Below are 23,058 nucleotides of genomic sequence, written 5' to 3' on the forward strand. Positions count from 1 at the left end.
TCTCAGGCTCGATGCGCGGGTGAAGCCATCACATACCCGCAGCCTGCGGCCTGGCTACTGTCAGATCTGACAGTAGCGATGAACGGTATCGGTCCTTGCCCCACCCTGTGGAAGCGGGCTGGCCCGCGATGGTGGCCTGACAGCCAATAGCGATAGAACGGCTGTTGCGGCCTGATTGCGGGTGAACCCGTTCCCACACAAGCCCGCTCCTACAGCGCCGGTCTAGACGAAAACAATCTCGTAAGGCTGGCGCATGCGTTCAAGGATGGCCCGTGGCAGGGAGGGTTTGATGCCCAGGGCCGGTTCGCCTTGCAGTTGGCTGGCGTAGGCGTGGGTGGCGTGGCTTTTGCGCGCGGCGGCCCAGGTGTCGAGGCGAATTTTTCGGGCGCGGTGCCAGGGCAGGCGCGCCTGTTCGCCGGCTGGCCAATGCCAGGCGCGCACGGCCAGTTCATACACCGGCACCTGGCACTGGGCTGCGGCCAGCAGGCTGGCGCGACCCACGGCGTCATGGTCGACATTGCCATCGTTGCGCCAGGTGCTGAACAACACATCGCCGGGGCGCAGGTAGCGGGCGATGAATTGGGTCAGTTCGGTTTCGTATTCGTCCAGGGCACTGTCGGGGAAGCCGCCGCGAATCCATTGCAGGTGATGCAGGGGGAGGCCGAGGCGGCGCAGGGCTTCGACGCTTTCTTGGGGGCGGAACACGCTCAGGCGCTGCGCCGACCAGCGCCGCGAGCCGGGGTGGCTGGCGCTGCCGTCGGTGATCGAGAGCAATTGCAAGGGGTGGCCGAGCTTGTCGAGCAGTTGCAAAAGGCCGCCGCACATCACCACTTCATCGCCGGGGTTGGGGGCGATAAGCACGACGCGGGCGCCGGGGGGCAGCAGGCTGGCGGGGCTGATGAGTGGGACATGCTGCAGTTGCGGCGCACTGTTCCAGACCTGGGCGGGCAACCGCGTACAGGGTGCTAGTAGGGTTTTCATCAAGACACATCCTTGTTGTGCAGCGTTCGCTAACGGTGGGCGATGCCGTACCTGGCTTCAAAAGGAGGACAACCCGCGCTCCGGATCCTGGAGCGCGGCGCGATGAGTATTGTTCATGTTGGCGGTTTCTTCCTGGCCGCTAATCGGTTGCCCCCCGCTGTAGCTCGAATAACAACAGTGACCGCCCGGTCACGGTGTACCGCTGATCGAACTCGAAGCGTGGCTGGTCGTCGGCATCGGGTTGGTGGGTGTCGAGCAGGCAGGTCCAGCCTGCACCTTCGGGCACGGCCGGGAGAAGGAACTCGATGCTGTCGTGGTGGGCGTTGACCACCAGCAGCAAGGTGGCGTCGGCGCCGGGGCGGTGGATGCCGGTTTCCTGGGCGCGGCCGTCGAGCAGCATGCCCAGGCAGCGGCCATTGCCGTCTTCCCACTGCTCGGTGTTCATTTCGTTGCCCGCGGGGTCGAGCCAGGTGACGTCCTTGACCCCCAGTTCTTCGTCGTAGTGGCCGACCAAAAAGCGTTGGCGGCGCAGGATAGGGTAGGCCAGGCGCAGTTTTATCAAGCGCTTGACGAAGCCCAGCAGGGCCTGGCCGCCTTCGTCCAGTTCCCAGTTGACCCAGCCGATTTCGCTGTCCTGGCAGTAGGCGTTGTTGTTGCCGTGTTGGGTGCGGGCGAACTCATCGCCGGCCACCAGCATTGGCGTGCCTTGGGCCAGCAGCAGGGTGGCGAAGAAGTTGCGCATCTGCCGCGCGCGCAGGGCATTGATCTCGGGGTCGTCGGTAGGGCCTTCGGCGCCGTGGTTCCAGGACAGGTTGTTGTTGCTGCCATCCTGGTTGTCTTCGTCGTTGGCCTCGTTGTGCTTGTCGTTGTACGACACCAGGTCGTGCAGGGTGAAGCCGTCATGGGCGGTGATGAAGTTCAGCGAGGCATAGGGCCGGCGTCCGCGTTGGTTGAACAGGTCACCCGAGGCGGTCATGCGCGCGGCAAAGTCGGCCAATTGACCGTCGTCGCCTTTCCAGAAGGCGCGCACGGTGTCGCGAAAGCGATCGTTCCATTCCACCCAGCCCGGCGGGAAGCCGCCTACCTGATAGCCGCCGGGGCCGCAGTCCCAGGGTTCGGCGATCATTTTTACCTGGCACAGCACCGGGTCTTGGCGGCAGGCGACGAGAAAGCTGTGGCGTTCGTTGAAGCCATCGTGATAGCGGCCCAGGATGGTGGCCAGGTCAAAGCGGAACCCGTCCACGTGCATTTTCACCGTCCAGTAACGCAGCGAATCGGTGACCAGTTGCAGCACGCACGGGTGGCTCAGGTCCAGGGTGTTGCCGGTGCCCGAGTCGTTGATGTAGAAGCGCTTGTCGTCGGGCATCAGGCGGTAATAGGAGACGTTGTCGATGCCGCGCATGGACAGGGTGGGGCCTTGCTCGTTGCCTTCGGCGGTGTGGTTGTAGACCACGTCCAGCAGCACTTCCAGGCCATCCTGGTGCAGGCGCGCGACCATGTCCTTGAACTCGTCGATTCTGCCGCTGGCCAGGTAGCGCGGGTCGGGGGCGAAAAACGCAATGCTGTTGTAGCCCCAGTAGTTGGTCATGCCTTTTTGCAGCAGGTGCTGGTCGTTGACGAAGGCGTGGATCGGCAGCAGTTCCACCGACGACACGCCCAGCTCGCGGATGTGCTGCACCACTTCGTCGGTCATGAGCCCGGCAAAGGTGCCACGCACGTTCTTGGCCACGGCCGGGTGGCGCATGCTGATGCCGCGCACGTGGGTCTCGTAGACCAGGGTCTTGTCCCACGGCACCTTGACCGGTTGGTCGCCACCCCAGTCGTGGGCCTCATCGATGACCTTGCACTTGGGCACGAACGGCGCGCTGTCGCGCTCGTCGAAACTGAGGTCGGCATCGGGGTGGCCGATGGTGTAGCCGAACAGCGCCTCGGACCATTTCAGTTCGCCCACCAATTGCTTGGCGTAGGGGTCGATCAGCAATTTGTTGGGGTTGAAGCGGTGGCCGTTCTGCGGCTCGTAAGGGCCGTGCACGCGATAGCCGTAAATCAAGCCGGGGCCTGCATCGGGCAGGTAGCCGTGGAAGATTTCGTCGGTGTACTCGGGCAGCTCGATGCGTTGCAGTTCCACCTCGCCGGTGGCGTCGAACAGGCACAGTTCGACCTTGGTGGCGTTGGCCGAGAACAGCGCGAAATTAATGCCCTGGCCATCCCAACTGGCGCCCAGTGGAAATGGCAAACCTTCGCGAATGACGGACGTGTGTGGGCCTGGCGTGCTCATAAAGACTCCTGCGCGGGGTACGACGAATGCCGGTCAGCGCGGGCATGGGCCCGGCGCTGCGGGGGTGGGTTCAGGCCAAGGGCGGCTTGCGCGGTGCGCGCGGTTTTTTCGCCGCCTGCGGCTTGTCGGCCACGGCAGCGGGTTTGGCCGCAGGCTTGGGCTTGGCGCTGGCCTTGGGCGGCTTGGTGGGGCTCAAGGCCTCGGCTTCGGCCAGTTTGCGGGCCATTTCCCAGTGGCGTGAATCCTGGCCTTCGGGTTTGCCTTCCGATTCCCAGATCTGGTAGGCGAACTCACGGATGCGTTTGTCATCGGTGCTCATGGCTATGCTCCTTACGTTCAACTCAGGTGACGTGAAACAACGGTGCCGGCCCTGCGGATGCGGGGCCGATCATTGGTCGCGCTCGAACGCCTGGCGCCGGGCGCAGGCGAGCATTTCCAGGCGCCGCGCCGTGGCCGGCTCATCGAGCAAGGCCGGGCTTTCGCCGTGCAGGCGGCGGCGCCAGTTGGGGTGGCTGTCGGTGGTGCCGGGCAGGTTGGCCTGCTCTTCAATGCCCAGGGCATCGTCCAGCGGCAGCAGCACCAGCGGCGCGCGGGTGTGACCAAGGAAACGCACGGCGGCGTCCAGCACTTGGTCGGTCTCGCGGGCCTCTTCGCAAAAGTTCTGCGGGTCGGCGGCCAGGGCCTGGCGTAACCCGGCACGCTCGCGTTGGCGGTGCTGGCGCCAGTGGGCGGCGCCGTCCTCATCGACAAAGCCCAGGTGTTGGTTCCAATCGATATCGCGCCCGTGCCACCAGCCGTTAAGGGTGGGCAGGTCGTGGGTGCTGGTGGTGGCCAGGGCGTTGTCGGGCCAGTCGAGAATGGGCTTGAAATGGCTGTTGTCCTGCTCGAACAGCAACACCCGCATGCCCAGGATCGAGTGGCTGGCGAGTTTGTCGGCAAAGCCTTCGGGCACGGTGCCCAGGTCTTCGCCCAGGACGATGGCCTGGTGGCGCACCGATTCCAGAGCCAACAGGCGCAGCAGGTCATCCACCGGGTAATACAGGTAGGCGCCCTCGCTGGGCGCGGCGCCTTCGGGGATCACCCACAAGCGGCGCAAGCCCAGCACGTGGTCGATGCGCAGGCCCCCGGCGTAGGCGAAGTTGGCCCGCAGCATTTCGATAAAGGCACGAAAACCATGGCGCACCAGGCCTTCGGGGCTGAATGCGGAAATGCCCCAGCCCTGGCCCTGGCGGTTGAGCAGGTCGGGCGGCGCACCGACGGTGAGGGCGGCGAGCAGTTCGTCCTGGCGACTCCAGGCCTGGCTGCCGCCGCCATCGGCGCCCACGGCGAGGTCGGCGATCAGGCCCACGGCCATGCCACTGCTGCGGGCGGCGGTTTGCGCACGTTCCAGGCTGCGGCTTATCAGCCATTGGCAGAAGGCGAAAAAACCAATCAGGGCGGCGTTGCTTTCGGCGAATTCGGCGATGGCGCAGCTGCGCGGGTCACGCCAGCGCGCGGGCCACAGGCGCCAGTCAGTGGGCTCGCCGCGGGCCGCGCAATCGGCTTGCAGGGCCTCGAAGCGGCAGTGATGCTCCAGGGCCTCGCCGCCGCGATGGCGGAAGTGGATGAAATCTTCGTGCAGCGGGTGTTCACCGTGGCAGAAGCCGTCATACAGGGCGCGCAACACGTGTTGCTTGGCCTGGGCGGCGGCGGGCCAGTCGATCAGCGGCAGGTGCTCCAGGCGTTGCAGTTCCTCGCCAAGGCCTGTGGCCTCGATAGCGCTACGCAAGGCGTGCTCGCCCAACACCGTGCCGGGGGCGGCGTACAGGCTGTTGAGGAACAAACGGCTGGAGGGCGAATAGGGGCTGTAGCGTTGCGGGTCGCAGGCGAACATCGCGTGCAATGGGCTGATAGCCAAGGCGTCGGCGCCCCGTTCGGCGGCAGCCCGGGCCAGGGTTTCCAGGGCTTGGGTGTCGCCGAAACCGCCATCACCGGCCCGGCGCAGGCCATAGAGCTGCACGCTCAGGCCCCAGGCGCGCGGTGTTTGGCTGGCCAGGGCATCGCCCAGGCTGTAGCAGTGCAGGGGCGCGACGGCCAGGGTGAAGCGTTGCCCGGCGATGCGCACCTCTTGGTAGCCCACGGGCAGCAGGCCGGGCAGCACGGCGTCGGCATCCAGGTCGAGGGCCAAGGTAGCGCCGTCTTCGAGATGGATTTCGCAGGCACTGTGGGGCGCGAAATAAGCGGCCAGGTTCAGGCCGCGGCCCTGGTCGACCGTTAGCAACGGCGGCAGTTGCCGGCTGTCCTGGGCCTGTTGCAGGGCCAGCAGGCTGGCGTCGATTTCCTGGGCGCTGGAGGCCGGGTAGCCGAGGCCGTTCAGGATCGCGCGCAGGGCGGCAGCGGCGACCTTGCGCGGCTGGCCGCTGGCATCGATCCAATCCACGGCCAGGCCGGCACGGCTGGCCAGGATTTCCAGTTGCGCATCACTCATCGAAACTCTCCGCTCAAAGGGCAGGGGCTATTGCGTAGGGCCGTTCAAGGCCGGCCCACATGGCCCTGTGCCTTGGCCACCAGTTGTTCGTAGAGTTCGGCGTAGGGTTCCACCGCTTGGCACCAGTTGAAGGGGGCGGCCATGGCCCGGCAGCGCATGGCGTTGAGCAGCGCCGGGTAGGCGAACACCTTGAACGCCCGTTGCAGGGCCTCGGTGTAGCTGGGGATGCTCGACTCATCGAACAGAAACCCGGTGACGCCATTCTCGATGGTGTCGGCCAGGCCCCCGGTGTTGCGCGCCACCGGCAGCGAGCCGAAGCGCTGCGCGTACATTTGGCTCAGGCCGCAGGGCTCGTAGCGCGAGGGCATGAGCAAAAAGTCGCTGCCGGCGAACATGCGCCGCGCGTCGGTTTCGTTAAAGCCGATGCGCACCCCCACGCGCCCGGGAAAGCGTTGGGCGAGGGCGCGCATGGCCTGTTCTTCTTCGGGTTCGCCGCGGCCGATGATCGCGATTTGCCCGCCCGAGTCGACGATGAACTGCGCCACGCCTTCGGTGAGGTCCAGGCCCTTTTGGTAGACCAGGCGCGAAACCACGGCAAACAGCGGCCCGTCGCTGGGCTCCAGGCCGAACAGTTCGCGTACATGGGCCGCATTGGCCGCTTTACCGGCCCAGTCGCCGATGCTGAAGGGGCTGACCAGGTGCGGGTCGGTGGAGGCTTCCCAGCTTTCATCGATGCCGTTGGGGATGCCGCTGAGCAGGCCTTGTTCGGTCTTGCTGGCGAGGAAACCGTCGAGGCCGCAGCCGAAAGCCGGGGTGGTGATTTCCCGGGCATAGGTGGCGCTGACCGTGGTGATGTGGCTGGCGTAGGCCATGCCGGCCTTGAGGAACGACAGTTTGCCGTAGAACTCCATGCCTTCTTGTTGCAGGGCGTGGGGCGGGATGCCCAGCTCCGGGCAGGAGGCGAGGCTGACCACGCCTTGGTAGGCCAGGTTATGAATGGTGAACAGAGTGGGGGTGCGCTGGCCGCGCCAGTGCATATAGGCCGGGGCCAGGCCGGCGGGCCAGTCGTGGGCGTGCACCAGGTCGGGGCACCAGTGGATCTGCGCCAGATTGGCGGCGATGTCGGCGGCAGCCAGGCCCAGGCGCGCGAAGCGGATATGGTTGTCGGGCCAGTCGCGGCCGTTGTTGGCGCCGTAGGGCGTGCCTTCGCGGGCGTACAGCTCAGGGCAGATCAGCACGTAGACGACCAGGCCATCGGGCATGTCCATGCGCCCGATCTTGCACGGCGGCAGCGCCGCGTGGCCGCCCAGTTCGCCGACGATATGGATAGGGTTGTCGCTGTTGAGCACCTGGGGGTAGCCGGGGATCAGCACCCGCACATCGTGCAAATGCGCCAGCGCCCGGGGCAGCGCCGCCGAGACGTCGCCCAAGCCGCCGGTTTTCACCAGGTCGGCGATTTCCGAGGTGACGAACAGCACTTTTTTGCGGTTGGGATTGTGGCTCGCCAACGGCAACTGGGTGCGCCCGCCCGAGGTGGCGATGGGCGGGTTCACTGAGTCGCTGGACACAGGCAGCACACATTCCCCATGGGCTTGCAAAGCGGCACTCGTCATTGATCTTCCCCTTTATCGTTCGGCCACTCCGTGGCCGCGTGCATAAGCGTGGCGCTAAGGGCGGCTTGGGCCCTGCGCGTTCAAAGCAAAAAAAGACTGACGGGTGGGGCTGTTGCAAGGATTGCACCAGCGCTCACGACTCCGCCTTTTAGCTGACTGGCCGGGCTTGCGAAAAGTTTCGATTATTTACAGCACCGATGGCGGGCCGGTGGGGCCGGCGATTGCAGCCTAGGACAGGAAGCAGAGCGCTGCGTGGGGATTGCCGGGCTGTCCGACAATCGACATGTGGTTGTTTGTCGCACCCCGCCGCAGGTAAATGCGCCGACGAGGGGCAAGAGGTGAGCCTGATCGAGCGGGCGCGGTTTGCACCAAGCCAGGGCGGCGGGTGATTTATGCGCCGATCCAGCCCAGGGTCACCCAGGCCAGCACCAGGTAGCGGGCGCCTTTGGCCAGGGTCACCAGCAGGGTGAAGCGCCACAATGGCTCGCCCATCACTCCGGCCACCAGGGTGAGCGGGTCGCCCACCACCGGCAGCCAACTGAGCAGTAAGGTCCAATGGCCATACACCTGATAGTGGCGTCGGGCTTTGTCCAGGGCGGCAGGGCCGACCGGGAACCAGCGCTTGCCCCGCAGGCCTTCGAGGCGCCGGCCCAGCCACCAGTTGACCAGTGAGCCCAGGACATTGCCCAGGGTGGCCACGGCGAGCAGCGCCCACACCCCGTGGGCGCCGTTGAGCAGCAGGCCCACCAGCGCGGCTTCCGATTGCAGGGGCAGCAGGGTCGCGGCGCCGAACGCCGCGAAGAATAGGGCGAAATAACCCGCCAGCACTAGCGGGCCGGGTAGTCGGCGATCACTTCATCCGTACCGTTTTTATGCAGGCCGATGACCTGATAGGCGTCGCGGCTGTCGCCCATTTCCATGCCCGGCGAGCCGGTGGGCATGCCCGGCGCGGCGACGCCCAGCAGGTCGGGGCGTTTCATCAGGGCCAGGACTTGCTCGGCAGGCACATGGCCTTCGACGAACTGGCCGTTGATGACGCCGGTGTGGCAGGAGGCCAGGCGCGGCGCCACGCCCAGGCGCTGCTTGACCGCGCTCATGTTGGGCTCGACATGGTCGGTGACGGCGAAGCCGTTGTCTTGCAGGTGTTTGATCCAGGCCTTGCAGCAGCCGCAATTGGCGTCGCGGTGTACATCGATGGGGATCAGTTCGCTCGCCTGGGCCAGGGAACTGATGAATAGGGCAGACAAGGCTGCCAGACGCAATGAGGTTTTCATGACAGGGGAATCCGAAGGTTGCCGGCGCGAATCAGTCTCGCCGTGCCTGGGCAGGGTGCCGGGACGTGACCTTAGCATTGCTGGGCGCGCGGGGTGATTACAGATTTGTCAGGCAGGTGGGCAAGGGAGCCAAAACTACCCGGGGCCTGTACCATGGCCGCCGTTTGGCGCCGTGGTCGCTCGGCGCAGTCCACTTTTCAACGCTTCAGGAACCCGTCATGACCCAGTCGCAACGCATCAAATATTCGGTTCTGATTTCCCTGCTGGTACTGGGGATCATGTTTGGCCTTTCGTACCTGCAAAACGCCGGGATCATTGGTGAGAAGACCTTCCAGTACATCGCCGTGACGGTGGCCGTGGTGGTGGTTGTGGTCAACGGCGTGATGCGCCGCAAGGTCAAGCCCTGAACCGCATCAGGACTTTTCCAGTAGGGCTGCGGCCTGTTGATGCAGGCTGTAGCTTTTATCCTGGTTGAGGGTGATGACGCCCTCGCTGCACAGGCGCTTGAGCACTTCGCGCACACTCAAAAATGACAACGGGATGTCCAGCTCCAGGAGGTGGCTGTGCACGCCGCGCACCCCCAGGGTGCGGTCGCTCTCGGCAGCCTTGAGCAGGGCGTCGATGACTTTGAGGCGGATCAGGCTGGTGCGCAAACCGAAGCTTTTGAGCAAAACCCGGATGCGGTCGTTGCCCTGGCGTTCCGTGCCTTTGCCATAGCTTTCGTCGGCACCGCTCATGGCCGCGCCGTGCAGGGCTTTTGTACCTTCCATGGGTTGCTGGTTGTACATGGGGGAAAACTCCTTGTCAGAGCCCAATCAGGAAATGATGTTTGCTCTCATCTAATAAGACGTTTGAGCCGGCAAAATCACGAAGTGGTGGTTGTATGAAATATGTAAGCGTACGGCCAGGTGCCCGAATTGACAGGGCGCGGTGGCCTGATTTTTTGCCTGGCGTTTGTCGGTAGGAGCGGTCGATTGCGTCTTCGCGGCGTGCTGATGGTTTTTTTGCCCTGGCCTCGACGCCTATCCCCGGCTTCGCGCGCAGATCAACGCCAAGCCGTTGTCGGGGCGATAGATGCTGGGGGGAACGAGGCCGCTGCCCGCAAGGGGCGCGGCCTTTTTAGGGCTTGGCGGGTTGGTGCGGGATGGAATTGAGCACTGGGTTGCCGTCCTTGTTCCGGGTCAGGTACACGGGCAGCACTTTGGGCAGCGAACTGAGGATGTTCCTCACTTCGCGGGTGTCATAGACGCCGCTGATGCGGATGCGCCCGGTGGCGGCGTCGGCGAGCATCACGGGTTTGGCCAGGTAGCGGTTAATCAGGGGCAGGGCGTCTTCGAGGGGCAGGTTGTCGAGCACCAGTTTGCCCGTGCGCCAGGCCAGGGAGCTGTCGTTGGCGTCGCTCTGGCTGACTTGCGGGGAAAAATCGCCTGCCGTGTAGCGCGCCTGCATGCCCGGGGCCAGGCGCAGGCCATCGCCAGGCAGGGTGCCTTTACTGGTGACCAGCACCGAGCCTTCGAGCAGGGTGACGCGTACTTGGTCTTGGTACATCCACACGTTGAACTGGGTGCCGGTCACGCGGATGCGCCCCTCGGCGGCCCTGACCACTAAGGGGTGGCTGCTGTCGTGGCTGACCTTGAAGAAGGCTTCGCCTTTGTCCAGGGTCACCCGGCGCTGGTCTTTGTAGTTGCTGTAAGTCAACTCGGTGCCCAGGTTCAGTTCCACCTTGCTGCCATCGGGCAGGGTCACTCGTTGCAGACGGTTGCTGGCCTGGTAGTGCTCGTAGGCGTTGGGCAACCAGCCCAATTGCCAACCGGTGTATGCCGCGATAGACAGGCAGGCCAGGCTGATGGCGGCTACCACGCCATAGGCAGGCCAGTGCCGGCGTCGCACAGGGGACGTGACAACCTGGGGCGGTGTGAGGCGGGGCAGTTGGGCTGCAACTTCCCAGCTGTCCTGCATGGCCTCGAATTCAAAGGCGTGCAACGGGTCGGCATCGCGCCATTGCTCGAAGGCCAGGCGCTCTGCCGAGGAACAGTCAGAGGCGCGCAGGCGCATGCACCAATGGGCGGCTGCATCGGTGATGGCGTCGTATTCAGCTTCTGAGGGTGTAGGTTCGCTCATTTACTCTTCCTGATTTCCTACATTCTAACTGTCGGGCAGAGCCAACGAGAACAACGGTCATGGCGTTTGCATATCAAAGTGGAACTTATCCTTGCTCCCAGGCCCCTAATGCCCCGACACGTGTCATTTGTTTTTTCAATAAGGAGTTTGACCATGATGAAGAAAACCCTGGCTACTTTGCTTGCCACCGCCAGCCTGCTGAGTGCCGGTGCGGCCCTGGCCGACAAACCGGGTGCGGGCTGGATCACCATCGAAAAAGCCTTGGAAACCGCGAAGACCAAGGGCAACTACGTCGAGATCTACCAGATCGAAGCCGATGACAGCGGCTATTGGGAAGGCAAAGGTCGCAAAGCCGATGGCACCGTGTACGAATTCCGCATCGACGGCGCTTCGGGCAACATCCTGCGCGACCAGAAAGACTGATAGCGCAGCCTCTTTAGTAGAAGGCGGGCTGACCCGCGCTCGGGCGCCTAGCGGCGGTAAAAACCCGCCGGGCACAGCATCGCTTTAAGGGTGCTGTGCAGCCCAGCGCAGGCAAGCCTACTGGCTATGGAATTGAGGGGCGTCGCCTGGCAGGGATGGCATCGAGTTGGCGCCCCAGTGTGGTGATGAGCAGCGTCAGTGAGTCGGCGTTGTCGAGCATGGTATCGACCCTCTTGGCCAGGTTTGTCTTGAATATTCCCCGGGCATTGCTCAAATCAAGCCCGCCGGTGGCTTCTAGGATTTGCTCCTCGATGTATTCGGTGTCCTCGGTACTGCCGAAATCGCTCCAGATGTTCCCCGAGACATCCACGAACTTGAACAGCTCACCGATAGGCGTGTGCACCGAGTAGCGGTTGTTCTGGATATCGCGCTGATAGGTCTGCAAATCGCGGCCTTCCTGGGTCAGGGTTTCGATCAGGTCGGAAAACGGCAGCACCGTCTCTAGGTAGGCGACATCGGCGGTGTTACAGGCGATGTGGGTCACCTCATGGATCAGGGCCGTCGCCCGAGCGTGACACTCCAGGTTGAAGGGGGTGGTCAGGCGATGGGTGTAGTCCTGCAAGGGAGGGAGGAAGAAGTTTTCCGTGAGGTAGATACGCCGATCCGGGTCTCGGTCGATGGTAAAGGCCCAGTTGCTGCCGGGGTCCAGGAGGTGGGTGCCGGTGATGAACCGCGACGAATCCAGGGCGTAGAGCGAAGGCGAAAGAATTTCCGCCAGCACCAGGTCCACGACCCTGTGCAGTTTTTGCACCAGTGCAGGGTCGAGCACCTGGGGGCCGGTGTCTGGGTCGGAGGCGATGCCGAAAAAGCTGTTGATGAAGCGGTGGATACGGGTGACCGGTGCGTGCTGGGATTCCAGCAGGCCCAGGTTGAGTTTGCAGTTCTGTACATAGAAGGTTGCCAGGTCCAGGGCTTCGACGATCTGCTGGGCGCGTTCAGGATTGAGTTGGCGAATCTGGCCCATGCCCCGCGCTTCGATGTTGATGCTGCTGCGCGCGGCGGAACGGACCAACTGGCGATCTAGCACCCGCATCATGGCCTGGCCGAAGCGAGGGACATGTTTGCGGGTATCGATGACCCACTGTTGCGCGGGGTCGAGGCAGACGAACGGGCCCTGTTTATTGCCTGCCAGTATTCGCCAGTATTCGCCGGCCCGTTGCAGGCGATAAACCTTGCCCGCGATAGGGACGTAGCTGTGGCGGCTGTCCGAGGCGATGTAAACCCGTGACTGCGCGTTGAACTCCAGGTCGGTTAGCGCCACGTCATGGGCTTCGTAGGTGTGCAGCAGCGTGCGATAGGGGGCCGTCATATCGATGTCGCCCCAGGTCTGGGCCTGCGGCATAGGTTCGCTGCTGGCGCCGTCTTCAACCGCCACAGCTGCAGGTGGGGGCGGTGTGGGGTCCATCAACTCACCGATGCTGGCCATGTGGCCGACGCCCTCGATAAAGGTCCTCAGCGCGCTGGCCCACTGATGATCCTGCAAGGCTTGCGCCGACGCCTTGAACAACTGGTAGCTGTCCCAAATCACCCAAGGCAACGTCAGCTTGCCCGAAATGACGCCCAGGCCATGGCGTAGGGCGCTGCTGAAGACCTGCTTGACGGTTTCCCAGGCGCTAGCCCCCTGTGGGTCCGCTTGGCGGGCGAGCATGTGGGTCAGGTGCCGGGTGTTCTCTTGGTACAGGTGCTTGAGCGCGTGGCCCTGGATCGGGTTGTGCGCCAGGGTGATCTCCGAGGTTTTGCCGCGGGTGCTCTCCAGCAAATGCCGGTAGGTGGCGTTTTGTGGCGCGGGCAGGCGTCCCAGGATCAGCTCTTGGAAGGCGCCAGGGTGGTTGAGGGCCTCGATGAACGCCGCTTCATGCTCGAATTCGGTGAACAGCGGCCCCTGGCTGTAGGGCGCATACAGCAGGTGCGGCCCGACGCTGCCGGCCGGCGGGCTGAGGATGTACAGGTTCAGCGCCTGGGCCAGTGTGGCACCGGCCGTGGCGAGTAGCTCCAGTGGCCGGATAACCGCGTTAGCCCCCTGCACACTGGTGCGCGCCTTGGCGTCGGGCATGTCCAGTACCTGTTGCACGAGCGCGAACCCGGCACCCGAGAGGCGCTCCTCCAGCATCAGGCCATGGGCATGCAGAAGCAGTTGCCAGGGCAACTGGGCAATGTAGAGCGCCTCGCGCTCCAGTGCCCCCGGCTTGCCGGGGAGCAGGTTGGCAAGCAACTGGGCCTGAAAATCCTGTTGGCTGGCGAGCTGTTGCAACCAACCGCGAATCGTCTGCTCATCGAGCCGTTCGTCGCTGCAACGGACGCTAAAGGCCGACGCTTGTTGTTCCACCGGGTTCAGGGCGAAGTCGAGCAGGTTCTGCGGGTGCCCGGCCAAGGCCAGTTTTGGGGTAATGGTGACCTCGTCGGGGCGCAGGGCGTAGGCCTGGAGCAGTGTGCGCAGCTTCCCTTCGATGAAGTCGCGCAGCGGCATGATCTGGTTCAGGTAGTCCTTGCCATCGCCTAGGCGAAGGCGGTACTGCTCGGCGATCTCGGCGTGGCGGCGCAGTTCCCGGGGGGGCGCCATGCCCAGCCAGGCCGGCAGCGATAGGCGTGCCAGCGCAAGCTTGGGGATATCCGTTGCATGGCCGAGGTTGGTCGCCGGGGGGCTGAGCCTGAGGTGGTACAGCAAGGGGGCCAGGGCACTGAATGGGCGCTTGAACGAGAGGATCTTGGCCCGCAGGGCGAGCCAGTGGTCGATCCAGCTCTGTTGCAAGCTTTGCGCGGCGGGCGCGTTGATCGCCCGCAGAGGCCCAGGATGGTAGATGTCGTGGGCCAGGTAATGCTGGGGAGCGAGGTTTTCCAGCAGGTCCAGGCGCCGGTTCGGCTCGCGCAGTTGCTGGCCTAGCCGGGTCCTGGCCTCCTGCACCGAGGCGAAGCTTTCGAGCCCGCGGGCCGGGCTCCAGCACACGGCCCGGCCAGAATGCTGGGGGTCCAGGCCGCCGCGCTCGGTGAGCAGGAAACAGTTGGCCAGGGTCAGTGGCTCACCTTGCAGGTTGCGATACACCGTGGGCGAAAAAGCCTCGGGAATGAACCCGTTCAAGCCGTCGGGGGCGGCGGTGAAGAACGCTTCGACAATCTCCAGGTCGCGCTCACTCAGGCTTTTTTGCCCTTTACGGGTACGGGCTTCGTCGAGGATCGCAGTGGACATGACGTGCGCCAGTTGCGGCTTGAGCTGTTCCAGGGCCTCGCGCGGGACCTCGGCCACGTTGATATGGCGAAAGTAGCTCAGGGTGGTTTCCACCACTTGGCGGAACAGGCGCAGGTCGATCCCGGCTAACCGGCGCGCCTGCCCGGCGGTCGGCGGGCCATAGAGGCCGGCCCGCTCGGTGAGCTCCAGCGGCGGGTCCTGGTCAATCAGGCGCCTGAGGAAAAAACCTACCAGGGTCTGGCTGGCCACGGGCGGCCGTGCTTCCAGTTCCTGGGCGCTGGAGTCGTAGTGGTTGAGGAATATTGCATTGGGGTTGGTGTGGGCGATATGGGCGGCCTGCAATTGGCGGGTCAGTTCGTGGCTGACGATCTCTTCGATGCCGGCGCTGCCCAGCATGGCCTGGCGCAGCGGTGCCTCGATGCTCGCCAAGGTCTTGATATGTAGCCGCGCGCGTTCGATCGGCACCGTGGTCGACACCGGGTGGGTCGTCCAGCGACCTTGGCTGTCCAGCGCCAGGAGGCGGTGATCGAACATCCTGCGAATATCCAGTACCTGGTCGACCAGGGCATTGAGGTCGATATCGCCCTGGGTGCGGCGGTACACCTCAAGGGCATAGCGCAGGTTGTGTTGCTGCTTTTCGATGATGGTGTTGAACAGGGTTTCGAACACCCCTGCCTGAATGGGCTCGCTGCCGAACTCGGGGGTGGTGAAGCCGATGAACCGCGCACGTTCCTCCTGGCTGAGGAAGTTGTAGAAGTCGTCTTCATAACTCGGCGCCTTGGCCATCGCCAGCAGTGTGCGTTGTAGGTCATCGTCGTCCTTGAGCACCTGCAAGCCCAGGGATTGGGTATACAGATAGGTCTGGGTGTTGCGGATTATCAGGGTGCCGGCCAGCACAATGGCGTGGGCGCGGTACTCCCACATCTGGACGGTTTCGGCGTGCAACGGGTGTGGTGGGCTGATGCGTTCAGGGGCGCTGGTGCGATACAGGACCTCCAGGCGCTGGCTTTGCTCGGCGCTGAGCACCTGCTCCTGGCGCTTGAACAGCAAGTCCACCCGGCATTTGTCGCTCATGGCCTGGGTAAAGAACTCGCGCCGTGACGCGCCGGTGTCCATGGCGGTGTTCCAGAAACTCTCCAGCACGCTCTGCATGAACGGCAACAGTTTGTGGGCCGCCTCATGCAAGGCATTTTCCCAGGGTGTGGGGTCTTGCGCCTCGCCCTTGTTCCTGGGGTTGAAAAATTCCCGGCGCTGGCCTTTGGGCCAGGCTTGGTTGCGGTACAGCCACAGCAAAGCGTTGCGCAGCGACATGGAATCGAGCCATTGGATTGGCACTTCGGCGGGCGGATAGCGAGTGAAAATATTGACGTGGGTCTTGCTTGCATCCAAGCGCGGGAACACCGGGCGCAGGGTCGAGGCCAGCAGTTGATCGAGCATCGCGCCCAGGGTGGGCAGCGTCAGCAATTCCTGGAGCATGGCCTGGGTATTCAAGGCCTGGTGGCGGTCGATCGCGGCCTTCTGCTCTTCAAACACGTTGCCGGCGATGACTTGGGATGTGATCGGCAGCAAGGCCGAGAAGTCGAAGCGGGCACGCTGCTGGATCGACAGGAACCGCACCAACGAGGTGCGCCGGGTGCTGCTGCGCAGGCGCTCGTCCAAGGCCGCCAGCACGGCGGCAGTGTTGTCGAATTTTTCCAGGCCCTCCTCAGGCGTATACAAAAACGCGGCGGCGTAGGCGGCGGTGGAACTCATCATGAACGCCCCGGCCAATTCAATGGGCGCCGTACCGGTGGCGCTTATCAGCAAGCGCTCGGCGATCATCGGCGGGGATTGATGGCGGCGCCCGGCGTCGGTGCTGAAAAACAGATTGCGCAGGAAATCGCGGTCCACGTCACTGATCCCCAGGGCGCGCTCACGCTCGTTGGGCCGTTTGGTGACGCGGGTGGCTTCGTCGAAAAAATACGGGTAGGGGAATTGGCTCATGTCGTCGTCCTGAGTGGGTACCGCGCGGGGCGGGCGTCAGGGCGATGGTGGACAGGCGCTGTGCAGGTTCGGTGGTAACTATGTGTCGCGGCAAAAAAAGGCCCTGCACGATGAGTACGAGCAGGGCCTGGGGGATGGCGTCGATCAGTTGCGCCGGCCCAGTAGCAACCCTACGACAAGGCCGAACCCGGCGCTGATGGCCACGGTTTGCCACGGGTGGCCGCCAATGTAGGTCTCGGTGGCATCGACCACCGGTTTGCTGCGCTCGCGCACGTTGTTGACGGAATCCATGGCCTGCTTGAGCTTGAGCGCTACCTGCGCACGCAGGCCTTCGGCTTCCTCGCCCACCAGGCTGGCGCTGCTTTTGAGCAGTTTGTCCGACTCCTCGATCAGCGCCTGCAACTCGCTGAAGGCTTGATCCTTGATTTGTTCTTCGGCCGCTTGCGCGGCGGTTTTGCGGGCCATGGGTAACTCCTTGCGGGTGAGTGACAGTGAACAATGGAGTTCGCGGCGGTGGAAAAAGTTGCATCGCGATTGCCGCACCCCAGTGCTGAACCTTGGGTGACGTAGAGGCTAGGACGTTTCGGCCTTCAGTGTAAGATGTCGGCCATTTCCCGCAGCAGGTAATCCCCATGAGCTTCAACCTGGCTAACCAGCCCCTGGCCGAGCGCGCCGCGCTCGAAGACGAAAAGTCCCGTTTGTTCGAGTTGTGGCAGAGCAACCTGGGCAAGGCCAAGGGCGAGGCCGGGCGGCTGTTCGGCGAGCGCGCCAAGCGCAAGGGCAAGTGGGCCGAATGGGTGCGCGCCGAGCTGGACACGATGTCGCCCCCGGAATTCGCCAACATGGTGCGCAGTGAAGTCAATCGCCTGATGGCGGCGGCGAAGTAGCCGCAAAACACCCCTGCACCGCCTCGCGTACCCGCAACAGCAGCGGGTCGAGCTGGCTCTCGGTGCGCCAACCCAGCTCAATGGGGTAGCGCGGCAGCGCCAAGGGGCAGGGCAGTAGGCGCAACCCGCCCATGGCCGCGATGCGTTGCGCGGCGTGCGCCGGGATGGTCGCCACCGCTCGGCTGCCCCTAAGCAAGTAGGGCAGCGCGGCGAAGTGGCTGGTGGAAGCGCACACATGGCGCTTAAGCCCCAGAGCCGCGAGGCCTTCATCGGTAATCCCGATAAATCCGCCGGAGGACACCAGGATGTGCTCGCGGGCGACGAACTCCTCCAGGCCTATCGCCTGCTGCCCGGGTGCGAGGCTTGCCGGGTCCGCCAGGCAGGCGTAATGCCCTTCGCCCAGCACTTGGCGGCTCAGGCGGCGCTCGCTGAAACCGCCGGCGCTGATGGCCAGGTCCAGGCTGCGATCGAGCAGGCCGCTGGCGACGATCTGGCTGTGGGTTTGGCGAAAAATCAGGCGCAGCCTCGGCGCGCGGTGCTCGATTTCCTCGATCAAGCGGCGGCCATGGGCAATCTCGAAATCGTCGGACAGCCCCAGGGTCACCGAGCGGCCCTCGAAATCCTGGGTGGCCGGGTCGATCATGGCCAGGCTCTGCCGACATTTGGCCAGGGCCTCGCTGATGACCGGTTTGAGCTGATTGGCCCGCAGGGTCGGCGCCAGGCCCCGGCCGGTGCGCACAAACAGCGGGTCGCCATACACCTGGCGCAGGCGCCGCAACGCCGCGCTCATGGCCGATTGCGTCACCCCCAGGCGCACGGCGGCGCGGCTGGCGCTGGATTCGTCATGCAGGGCCTCGAAGGCCTTGAGCAGGTTGAGATCGATGTTGGCGATATTTATTTGGCTCATATCATTCAGTGTTTGAGTGGTCTTTATTCATATTCTGCGGCCAGCGCAGAATGGGCAACCGCTGACTCACCTTCTGGAGATTCCATGCCTGTATCCATCGTTGCCGCACTGCAAATCGGTTCGCTGCCTGGGGGCAAGGGCGAAACCCTGGCGCAGATCCTCTCCTACGAGGCGCAGATCCTTGAGGCTGGCGCTCGCCTGGTGGTGATGCCCGAAGCCTTGCTCGGCGGCTACCCCAAGGGCGAAAGCTTTGGCACCCAACTGGGCTATCGCTTGCCCGAGGGGCGCGAGGCCTTTGCCCGCTATTTCGCCAATGCGGTGGATGTGCCCGGCGCCGAAACCGAGGCCCTGGCCGGGCTCTCGGCCCGCACGGGGGCGAGCCTGGTGCTGGGGGTGATCGAACGCGCCGGCAGCACCCTGTATTGCACCGTGCTGTACTTCGAGCCCGAGGGCGGGTTGGTGGCCAAGCACCGCAAACTCATGCCCACCGGCACCGAACGGCTGATCTGGGGCACGGGCGATGGCTCGACCTTGGCGGTGATCGACAGCCAGGTCGGGCGCGTGGGCGCGGCGGTGTGCTGGGAAAACATGATGCCGCTGCTGCGCACCGCGATGTACGCCAAAGGCGTGGAGGTGTGGTGCGCGCCGACGGTGGATGAGCGCGAGATGTGGCAAGTGAGCATGCGCCACATCGCCCACGAGGGCCGCTGCTTTGTGGTCAGCGCCTGCCAGGTGCAGGACTCACCTCGGGCCTTGGGCCTGGACATCGCCCACTGGCCTGGCGAACGGCCGCTGATCGCCGGCGGCAGCGTGATCGTCGGGCCCATGGGCGACATTCTTGCCGGGCCGCTGCTGGGCGGTGCGGGGCTGCTGTGCGCGCAGATCGACACCGCTGACCTGATCCGCGCGCGCTACGACTACGACGTGGTCGGCCATTACGCCCGCCCGGATGTGTTCGAGCTGCGGGTGGACGAACGCAGCAAACCCGGTGTGCGCTTCATCCACGACGTGCCGTAGCCCGCGGGCGCGCCCGCTGGCTACAGGGGGGTGTTGCTGCGCAGCCATTCTTCGCGGGTGATTTCCCAGGTGTCGCAAGGCAACCGCCCGCAGACGAAATCGCCGTCACGGGTGGCGATCAGGCGCATGCCGGCGCGTTCGGACATACGCCGCGAGGCCTGGTTTGGCGCGGCCTTGGGTACGCGCATCAGCGGCCGTTCGAGGACCTGGAACCAGTACGCGGTCACCACTGCGCTGGCCTCACTCATCAGGCCCTGGCCCTGCCACTGCGGGCCCAGCCAGAAACCGCGGTGGTTGTCCTGCTCGTCCATCAGGCTGATATTGCCGATCAGTTGCTCGGGGGCGCTTTTGAGGCGCAGCGACCAGTGCCACTCCTGGCCCCGGGCGATGGCGGGCAGGGCAATGTCGCGCAGGTAGGTCAGCGCGCCGTCCGCTGGGTAAGGCCAGGGCACCAGGGCATTGAGGTAGCGCACTACGTCCCAGTGCGCGAATTGTTCCTGGATGGCATCGGCGTCGGCCAGCTCCAGGGGCCGCAGGATCAAGCGTTCGGTATGGAAAGTGGGGGTGACGTCCATGGCAGCGGGGCTCCTTGTATTGAGGCTAGGGCGCGGTTGCGGGCAGGCTGAGGTTGCCGCGGTCGACGAAACGCATCGTACCGAACACCCCCCCGGCGAGCTTGCCCCGCAGCACGTAGGGCAGGTTGTCCAGGCTTTGCCCCTGGCGCAGGCCCAGGGTCTGGCGCAGCACGGAGAACGCCGAAATGCTCACTGGCACCGTCAGTAGCCCTTCGGAAAAGCGCGGGATCGAGCCCGTTTGGTTGCTCACGCCGCTGGCCAGCGGGCGGCCGTTGACTTCCAGGTCCAGGGCCGCACCGTTGTAATCGATGGCGCGCTCGTTGGGGTTTTGCAGGCGCAGCTTCACCGCGAAACGCAGTTCCAGCTCCTGGCTGGGCAATGGCTCGATGCCGACCACGTTGATGCGCAGCGGGTCGCGGTCGGGCAACAGGGCGCAGGCGCTCACACTCAGCAGTAACAGGCAGCAGGCAAGGCGCAGGATAGGCGGCATGGACGTTGCCTCGCAGGCGATGGGCAGGGCCGGCCACAGTGGCCGGCCGTTCAAGCATAGGACGCGATCAGCCCTCAGAGGTTCGCGCCGGCACGTCCGGGTTTTGCATGATCTTGAGGGTGGAGGCCTCGGGGTCGAATTCGTCTTCTTCCAGTTCGATGAATTCTTCGGGCAGGAAGATGTTCAGCAAAATCGCGCAGAACGCGCCCACGGTGATCGGCGACTCGAGGATGTTGTGCAGGGCCTTGGGCAGCTCGCGCAGCACTTCGGGCACGGCGGCCACGCCCAGGCCCATGCCCAGGGAAATGGCCACGATCAGCATGTTGCGCCGATGCAGGCCGGCCTCGGCGAGGATCTTGATCCCGGCCACGGCCACGGTGCCGAACATAATCAGTTCGGCCCCACCCAGCACCGGTTTGGGCATCAGTTGCAGCACGGCGCCGATCATCGGGAACAGCCCCAGCAGCACCAGCAGCCCGGCAATGAAGAACGCCACGTAGCGGCTGGCCACGCCTGTCAACTGGATCACCCCGTTGTTCTGGGCGAAGGTCACCATGGGCATGCTGTTGAAGGTGGCGGCCATCACCGAGTTGAGGCCATCGGCCAGCAGGCCCGACTTGATGCGGCGGATGTACACCGGGCCCTTGACCGGTTGTTGGGAAATCATCGAGTTGGCGGTCAGGTCACCGGCCGCTTCCAGGGGCGAAACCAGGAAAATCACCGCCACCGGCACGAACGCCACCCAATCGAAGGAGAAACCGTACTTGAACGGCACCGGCACGCTCATCAGCGGCACCTCCGGCATGCTGGAAAAATCCACCTGGCCCATCAGCCACGCCACCACGTAGCCCAGGGTCAGGCCGATGACGATGGCGCCCAGGCGCAGAAATGGCACGTCGATGCGGTTGAGGATCACGATGGTGCCCAGCACCAGGGCCGCCAGGGCCAGGTGGCTAGCGGCGCCCAGGTCGGTGGCGCCAAAGCCGCCGGCGATGTCGGTCATGGCCACTTTTATGAGTGATAAGCCCATCAGGGTGATGATGGTGCCGGTGACCACCGGGGTGATGAGCTTGCGCAGCTTGCCGATGAACTGGCTCAGGGCCACTTCGATAAACGCGGCGAAGAAGCACACGCCGAAAATCGTCGAGAGGATTTCATCGGTGCCGCCACCGCGGGCCTTGACCATGAACCCGGCGCTGAGAATCACGCTGATAAAGGAAAAACTGGTGCCTTGCAGGCACAGCAGCCCCGACCCCACCGGGCCAAAGCGCCGCGCCTGGACAAAGGTGCCCAGGCCGGAGACGAACAGCGCCATGCTTATCAGGTAGGGCACTTCGCTTTGCAGGCCCAGGGCGCTACCCATGATGAGGGTGGGCGTGATGATGCCGACAAAGCTCGCCAGCACGTGCTGGAGGGCGGCAAAAATGGTCGACATGAAATCGGGGCGATCGTTGAGACCGTAGATCAGGTCGCTGCGATGAAGGGGCTTGTCAGACACAATGCGAGGCCGGGTCAGAAAATGGAGGCGCAGAATGCCAGCAGGTGCCCGCGGGGGCAACGCGAAATGCCGCTGAATCGTCTCTGCAACCGGTGGGATCGCCAGTAAAGTGATGGCGCCGTGGCATACTGCCAGGCTTGCCCTGAGGACACGCCGCCGAACATGCCCTTCGATTCCCCATTGAGCGCCTATCAATACGCCATCGACCAGCAAGGTTTCGTCCCCGACGCCGCCCAGCACCGTGCCGTGCAGGCCTTGCAACAATGCCATGAGGCGCTGCACCAAGGTCGCGGGCCCGTAACCGGCGTTTATCTCTGGGGGCCGGTGGGGCGCGGCAAGACCTGGCTGATGGACCAGTTCTACCAGAGCCTGCGGGTGCCAGCGCGGCGCCAGCATTTTCACCATTTCATGGGCTGGGTGCACCAGCGTTCGTTCCAGTTGAGCGGCATCGCCGACCCATTGCAGGCCCTGGCCCGGGAACTGAGCGCCGAGGTGCGGGTGCTGTGCTTCGACGAGTTGTTCGTCAACGACATCGGCGACGCGATCATTCTCGGGCGCCTGTTCCAGGTCATGTTCGACGAGGGCGTGGTGCTGGTGTGCACCTCCAACCAGCCGCCCGACCAGCTCTACGGCGACGGTTTCAATCGCGAGCGCTTCCTGCCGGCGATTGCTGCGATCAAGGCGCACATGCAGGTAGTGGCGGTGGACGGCAGCGAGGACCATCGCCTGCATCCGGGCGCCGGGGTGCAACGCTATTGGGTTTGCGCCGCGCCAGAGGCGAGCCGGATGGACGCGGTGTTCACTGAGCTGGCCCAGGGCCAAGCGGTGTCCAGCACACCCCTGACGGTGGGGTATCGACCCTTGGCGGTGGTCAAGGCCAGCCCCGCGGTGCTGTGGTGCCGTTTCGCCCAATTGTGCGAAGAACCCTTTGCCGCCATGGACTTCATGGCCCTGTGTGATCGTTTCCGCGCCATTTTGCTCAGCGACGTGCCGTGCCTGAGCGCACAACAGCGTCCGGGCCGCATCGCCCGTGGCACCGAGGATGGCGCGGTGCGGGTCGAGGCTGGGGACCGGGAACTGCCGCAACTGTCGATCCATGACGACAGCGTGCGGCGCTTCATTGCCCTGGTGGACGAATGCTACGACCGCAAGGTGCCGCTCTATATCGAGGCCCGCGTGCCAATGGCCGAACTCTACACCGAGGGCTACCTGGCCTTCGCGTTTCGCCGCACCCTAAGCCGTTTGCAGGAAATGCAGATGCAACGTTTTGCCGCTCACCCATGACCGCCACCACAGGACC

20 protein-coding genes are annotated in these 23,058 nt (G+C 64.4%); 5 read left to right on the forward strand and 15 right to left on the reverse strand.

Going from position 1 to position 23,058, the window contains the following annotated elements; genetic code table 11:
• Positions 1–222: 222 nt before the first annotated feature.
• From AC19YR_RS21905 to AC19YR_RS21935, 7 genes are all read right to left on the reverse strand, one after another.
• Positions 223–981 (reverse strand): PIG-L deacetylase family protein, encoded by a 759-nt coding sequence (locus AC19YR_RS21905; protein ID WP_500600118.1) that lies wholly within the window; start codon positions 979–981, stop codon positions 223–225.
• Positions 982–1,120: 139 nt separating this feature from the next.
• Positions 1,121–3,259, reverse strand: a complete 2,139-nt coding sequence (gene glgX, locus AC19YR_RS21910) for a glycogen debranching protein GlgX (protein ID WP_500600120.1) — start codon at positions 3,257–3,259, stop codon at positions 1,121–1,123.
• Between the two features lie 70 nt (positions 3,260–3,329).
• Entirely contained in the window at positions 3,330–3,578 is a 249-nt protein-coding gene (locus AC19YR_RS21915) for a DUF2934 domain-containing protein (RefSeq protein ID WP_095109870.1), read from the reverse strand.
• A gap of 69 nt (positions 3,579–3,647) precedes the next feature.
• A complete protein-coding gene (gene malQ / locus AC19YR_RS21920) occupies positions 3,648–5,726 on the reverse strand; it encodes a 4-alpha-glucanotransferase (protein ID WP_095109869.1) in 2,079 nt (692 codons plus the stop codon).
• Positions 5,727–5,770: 44 nt separating this feature from the next.
• Complete coding sequence (gene glgA / locus AC19YR_RS21925) at positions 5,771–7,339, reverse strand: glycogen synthase GlgA (protein WP_500600123.1); 1,569 nt, start codon at positions 7,337–7,339, stop codon at positions 5,771–5,773.
• Positions 7,340–7,729: 390 nt separating this feature from the next.
• Positions 7,730–8,167, reverse strand: coding sequence for a YqaA family protein (locus AC19YR_RS21930; RefSeq protein WP_095109867.1), 438 nt, complete (start codon positions 8,165–8,167; stop codon positions 7,730–7,732).
• Complete coding sequence (locus AC19YR_RS21935) at positions 8,167–8,613, reverse strand: DUF411 domain-containing protein (RefSeq protein WP_095109866.1); 447 nt, start codon at positions 8,611–8,613, stop codon at positions 8,167–8,169. The genes AC19YR_RS21930 and AC19YR_RS21935 overlap by 1 nt, the downstream gene beginning before the upstream one ends.
• 218 nt (positions 8,614–8,831) lie before the next feature.
• Between AC19YR_RS21935 and AC19YR_RS21940 the strand changes: the two genes are divergently transcribed.
• On the forward strand, positions 8,832–9,020 hold the full coding sequence (locus AC19YR_RS21940) for a hypothetical protein (protein WP_095109865.1): 189 nt from the start codon (positions 8,832–8,834) through the stop codon (positions 9,018–9,020).
• A gap of 6 nt (positions 9,021–9,026) precedes the next feature.
• On the opposite strand, the gene AC19YR_RS21945 is transcribed toward AC19YR_RS21940, so the two are convergent.
• Together AC19YR_RS21945 and AC19YR_RS21950 are read right to left on the reverse strand one after the other, a co-directional pair.
• Positions 9,027–9,401, reverse strand: a complete 375-nt coding sequence (locus AC19YR_RS21945; protein ID WP_095109864.1) for a fe2+ zn2+ uptake regulation protein — start codon at positions 9,399–9,401, stop codon at positions 9,027–9,029.
• A 331-nt stretch (positions 9,402–9,732) separates the two neighbouring features.
• Positions 9,733–10,734 carry a FecR family protein gene (locus AC19YR_RS21950; protein ID WP_500600126.1) on the reverse strand — a complete coding sequence of 334 codons (1,002 nt, stop codon included), beginning with the start codon at positions 10,732–10,734 and terminating at the stop codon, positions 9,733–9,735.
• Positions 10,735–10,887: 153 nt separating this feature from the next.
• Between AC19YR_RS21950 and AC19YR_RS21955 the strand changes: the two genes are divergently transcribed.
• On the forward strand, positions 10,888–11,157 hold the full coding sequence (locus AC19YR_RS21955) for a PepSY domain-containing protein (protein WP_095109862.1): 270 nt from the start codon (positions 10,888–10,890) through the stop codon (positions 11,155–11,157).
• 124 nt (positions 11,158–11,281) lie between these two features.
• Here the strand turns inward: AC19YR_RS21955 and AC19YR_RS21960 are convergent, their stop codons facing one another.
• Both AC19YR_RS21960 and AC19YR_RS21965 read right to left on the reverse strand, forming a co-directional pair.
• On the reverse strand, positions 11,282–16,384 hold the full coding sequence (locus AC19YR_RS21960) for a dermonecrotic toxin domain-containing protein (protein ID WP_500600128.1): 5,103 nt from the start codon (positions 16,382–16,384) through the stop codon (positions 11,282–11,284).
• A 144-nt stretch (positions 16,385–16,528) separates the two neighbouring features.
• Positions 16,529–16,849, reverse strand: a complete 321-nt coding sequence (locus AC19YR_RS21965) for an ElaB/YgaM/YqjD family protein (RefSeq protein WP_095109860.1) — start codon at positions 16,847–16,849, stop codon at positions 16,529–16,531.
• A 167-nt stretch (positions 16,850–17,016) separates the two neighbouring features.
• Here AC19YR_RS21965 and AC19YR_RS21970 point away from each other — a divergent pair, with 167 nt between their 5' ends.
• Complete coding sequence (locus AC19YR_RS21970) at positions 17,017–17,271, forward strand: hypothetical protein (RefSeq protein WP_095109859.1); 255 nt, start codon at positions 17,017–17,019, stop codon at positions 17,269–17,271.
• On the opposite strand, the gene AC19YR_RS21975 is transcribed toward AC19YR_RS21970, so the two are convergent.
• Positions 17,243–18,178 carry a LysR family transcriptional regulator gene (locus AC19YR_RS21975; protein WP_095109858.1) on the reverse strand — a complete coding sequence of 312 codons (936 nt, stop codon included), beginning with the start codon at positions 18,176–18,178 and terminating at the stop codon, positions 17,243–17,245. The genes AC19YR_RS21970 and AC19YR_RS21975 overlap by 29 nt on opposite strands.
• A gap of 84 nt (positions 18,179–18,262) precedes the next feature.
• On the opposite strand from AC19YR_RS21975, the gene AC19YR_RS21980 reads away from it, so the two are divergent.
• Positions 18,263–19,195 carry a carbon-nitrogen hydrolase family protein gene (locus AC19YR_RS21980; protein ID WP_095109857.1) on the forward strand — a complete coding sequence of 311 codons (933 nt, stop codon included), beginning with the start codon at positions 18,263–18,265 and terminating at the stop codon, positions 19,193–19,195.
• Positions 19,196–19,215: 20 nt separating this feature from the next.
• On the opposite strand, the gene AC19YR_RS21985 is transcribed toward AC19YR_RS21980, so the two are convergent.
• The 3 genes from AC19YR_RS21985 to AC19YR_RS21995 all read right to left on the reverse strand — a co-directional run bounded on the left by AC19YR_RS21985 (position 19,216) and on the right by AC19YR_RS21995 (position 21,758).
• Complete coding sequence (locus AC19YR_RS21985) at positions 19,216–19,770, reverse strand: GNAT family N-acetyltransferase (protein WP_095109856.1); 555 nt, start codon at positions 19,768–19,770, stop codon at positions 19,216–19,218.
• A 25-nt stretch (positions 19,771–19,795) separates the two neighbouring features.
• Positions 19,796–20,260 (reverse strand): LEA/WHy family protein, encoded by a 465-nt coding sequence (locus AC19YR_RS21990; RefSeq protein ID WP_095109855.1) that lies wholly within the window; start codon positions 20,258–20,260, stop codon positions 19,796–19,798.
• Positions 20,261–20,327: 67 nt separating this feature from the next.
• Complete coding sequence (locus AC19YR_RS21995; protein ID WP_256576615.1) at positions 20,328–21,758, reverse strand: nucleobase:cation symporter-2 family protein; 1,431 nt, start codon at positions 21,756–21,758, stop codon at positions 20,328–20,330.
• A gap of 162 nt (positions 21,759–21,920) precedes the next feature.
• Here AC19YR_RS21995 and zapE point away from each other — a divergent pair, with 162 nt between their 5' ends.
• The gene (zapE, locus tag AC19YR_RS22000) at positions 21,921–23,042 is read left to right on the forward strand and encodes a cell division protein ZapE (RefSeq protein WP_500600132.1); all 1,122 of its coding nucleotides are present in this window, start codon (positions 21,921–21,923) and stop codon (positions 23,040–23,042) included.
• The last annotated feature ends 16 nt before the right edge of the window (positions 23,043–23,058 follow it).

Source organism: Pseudomonas sp. MF08817, assembly GCF_059862705.1.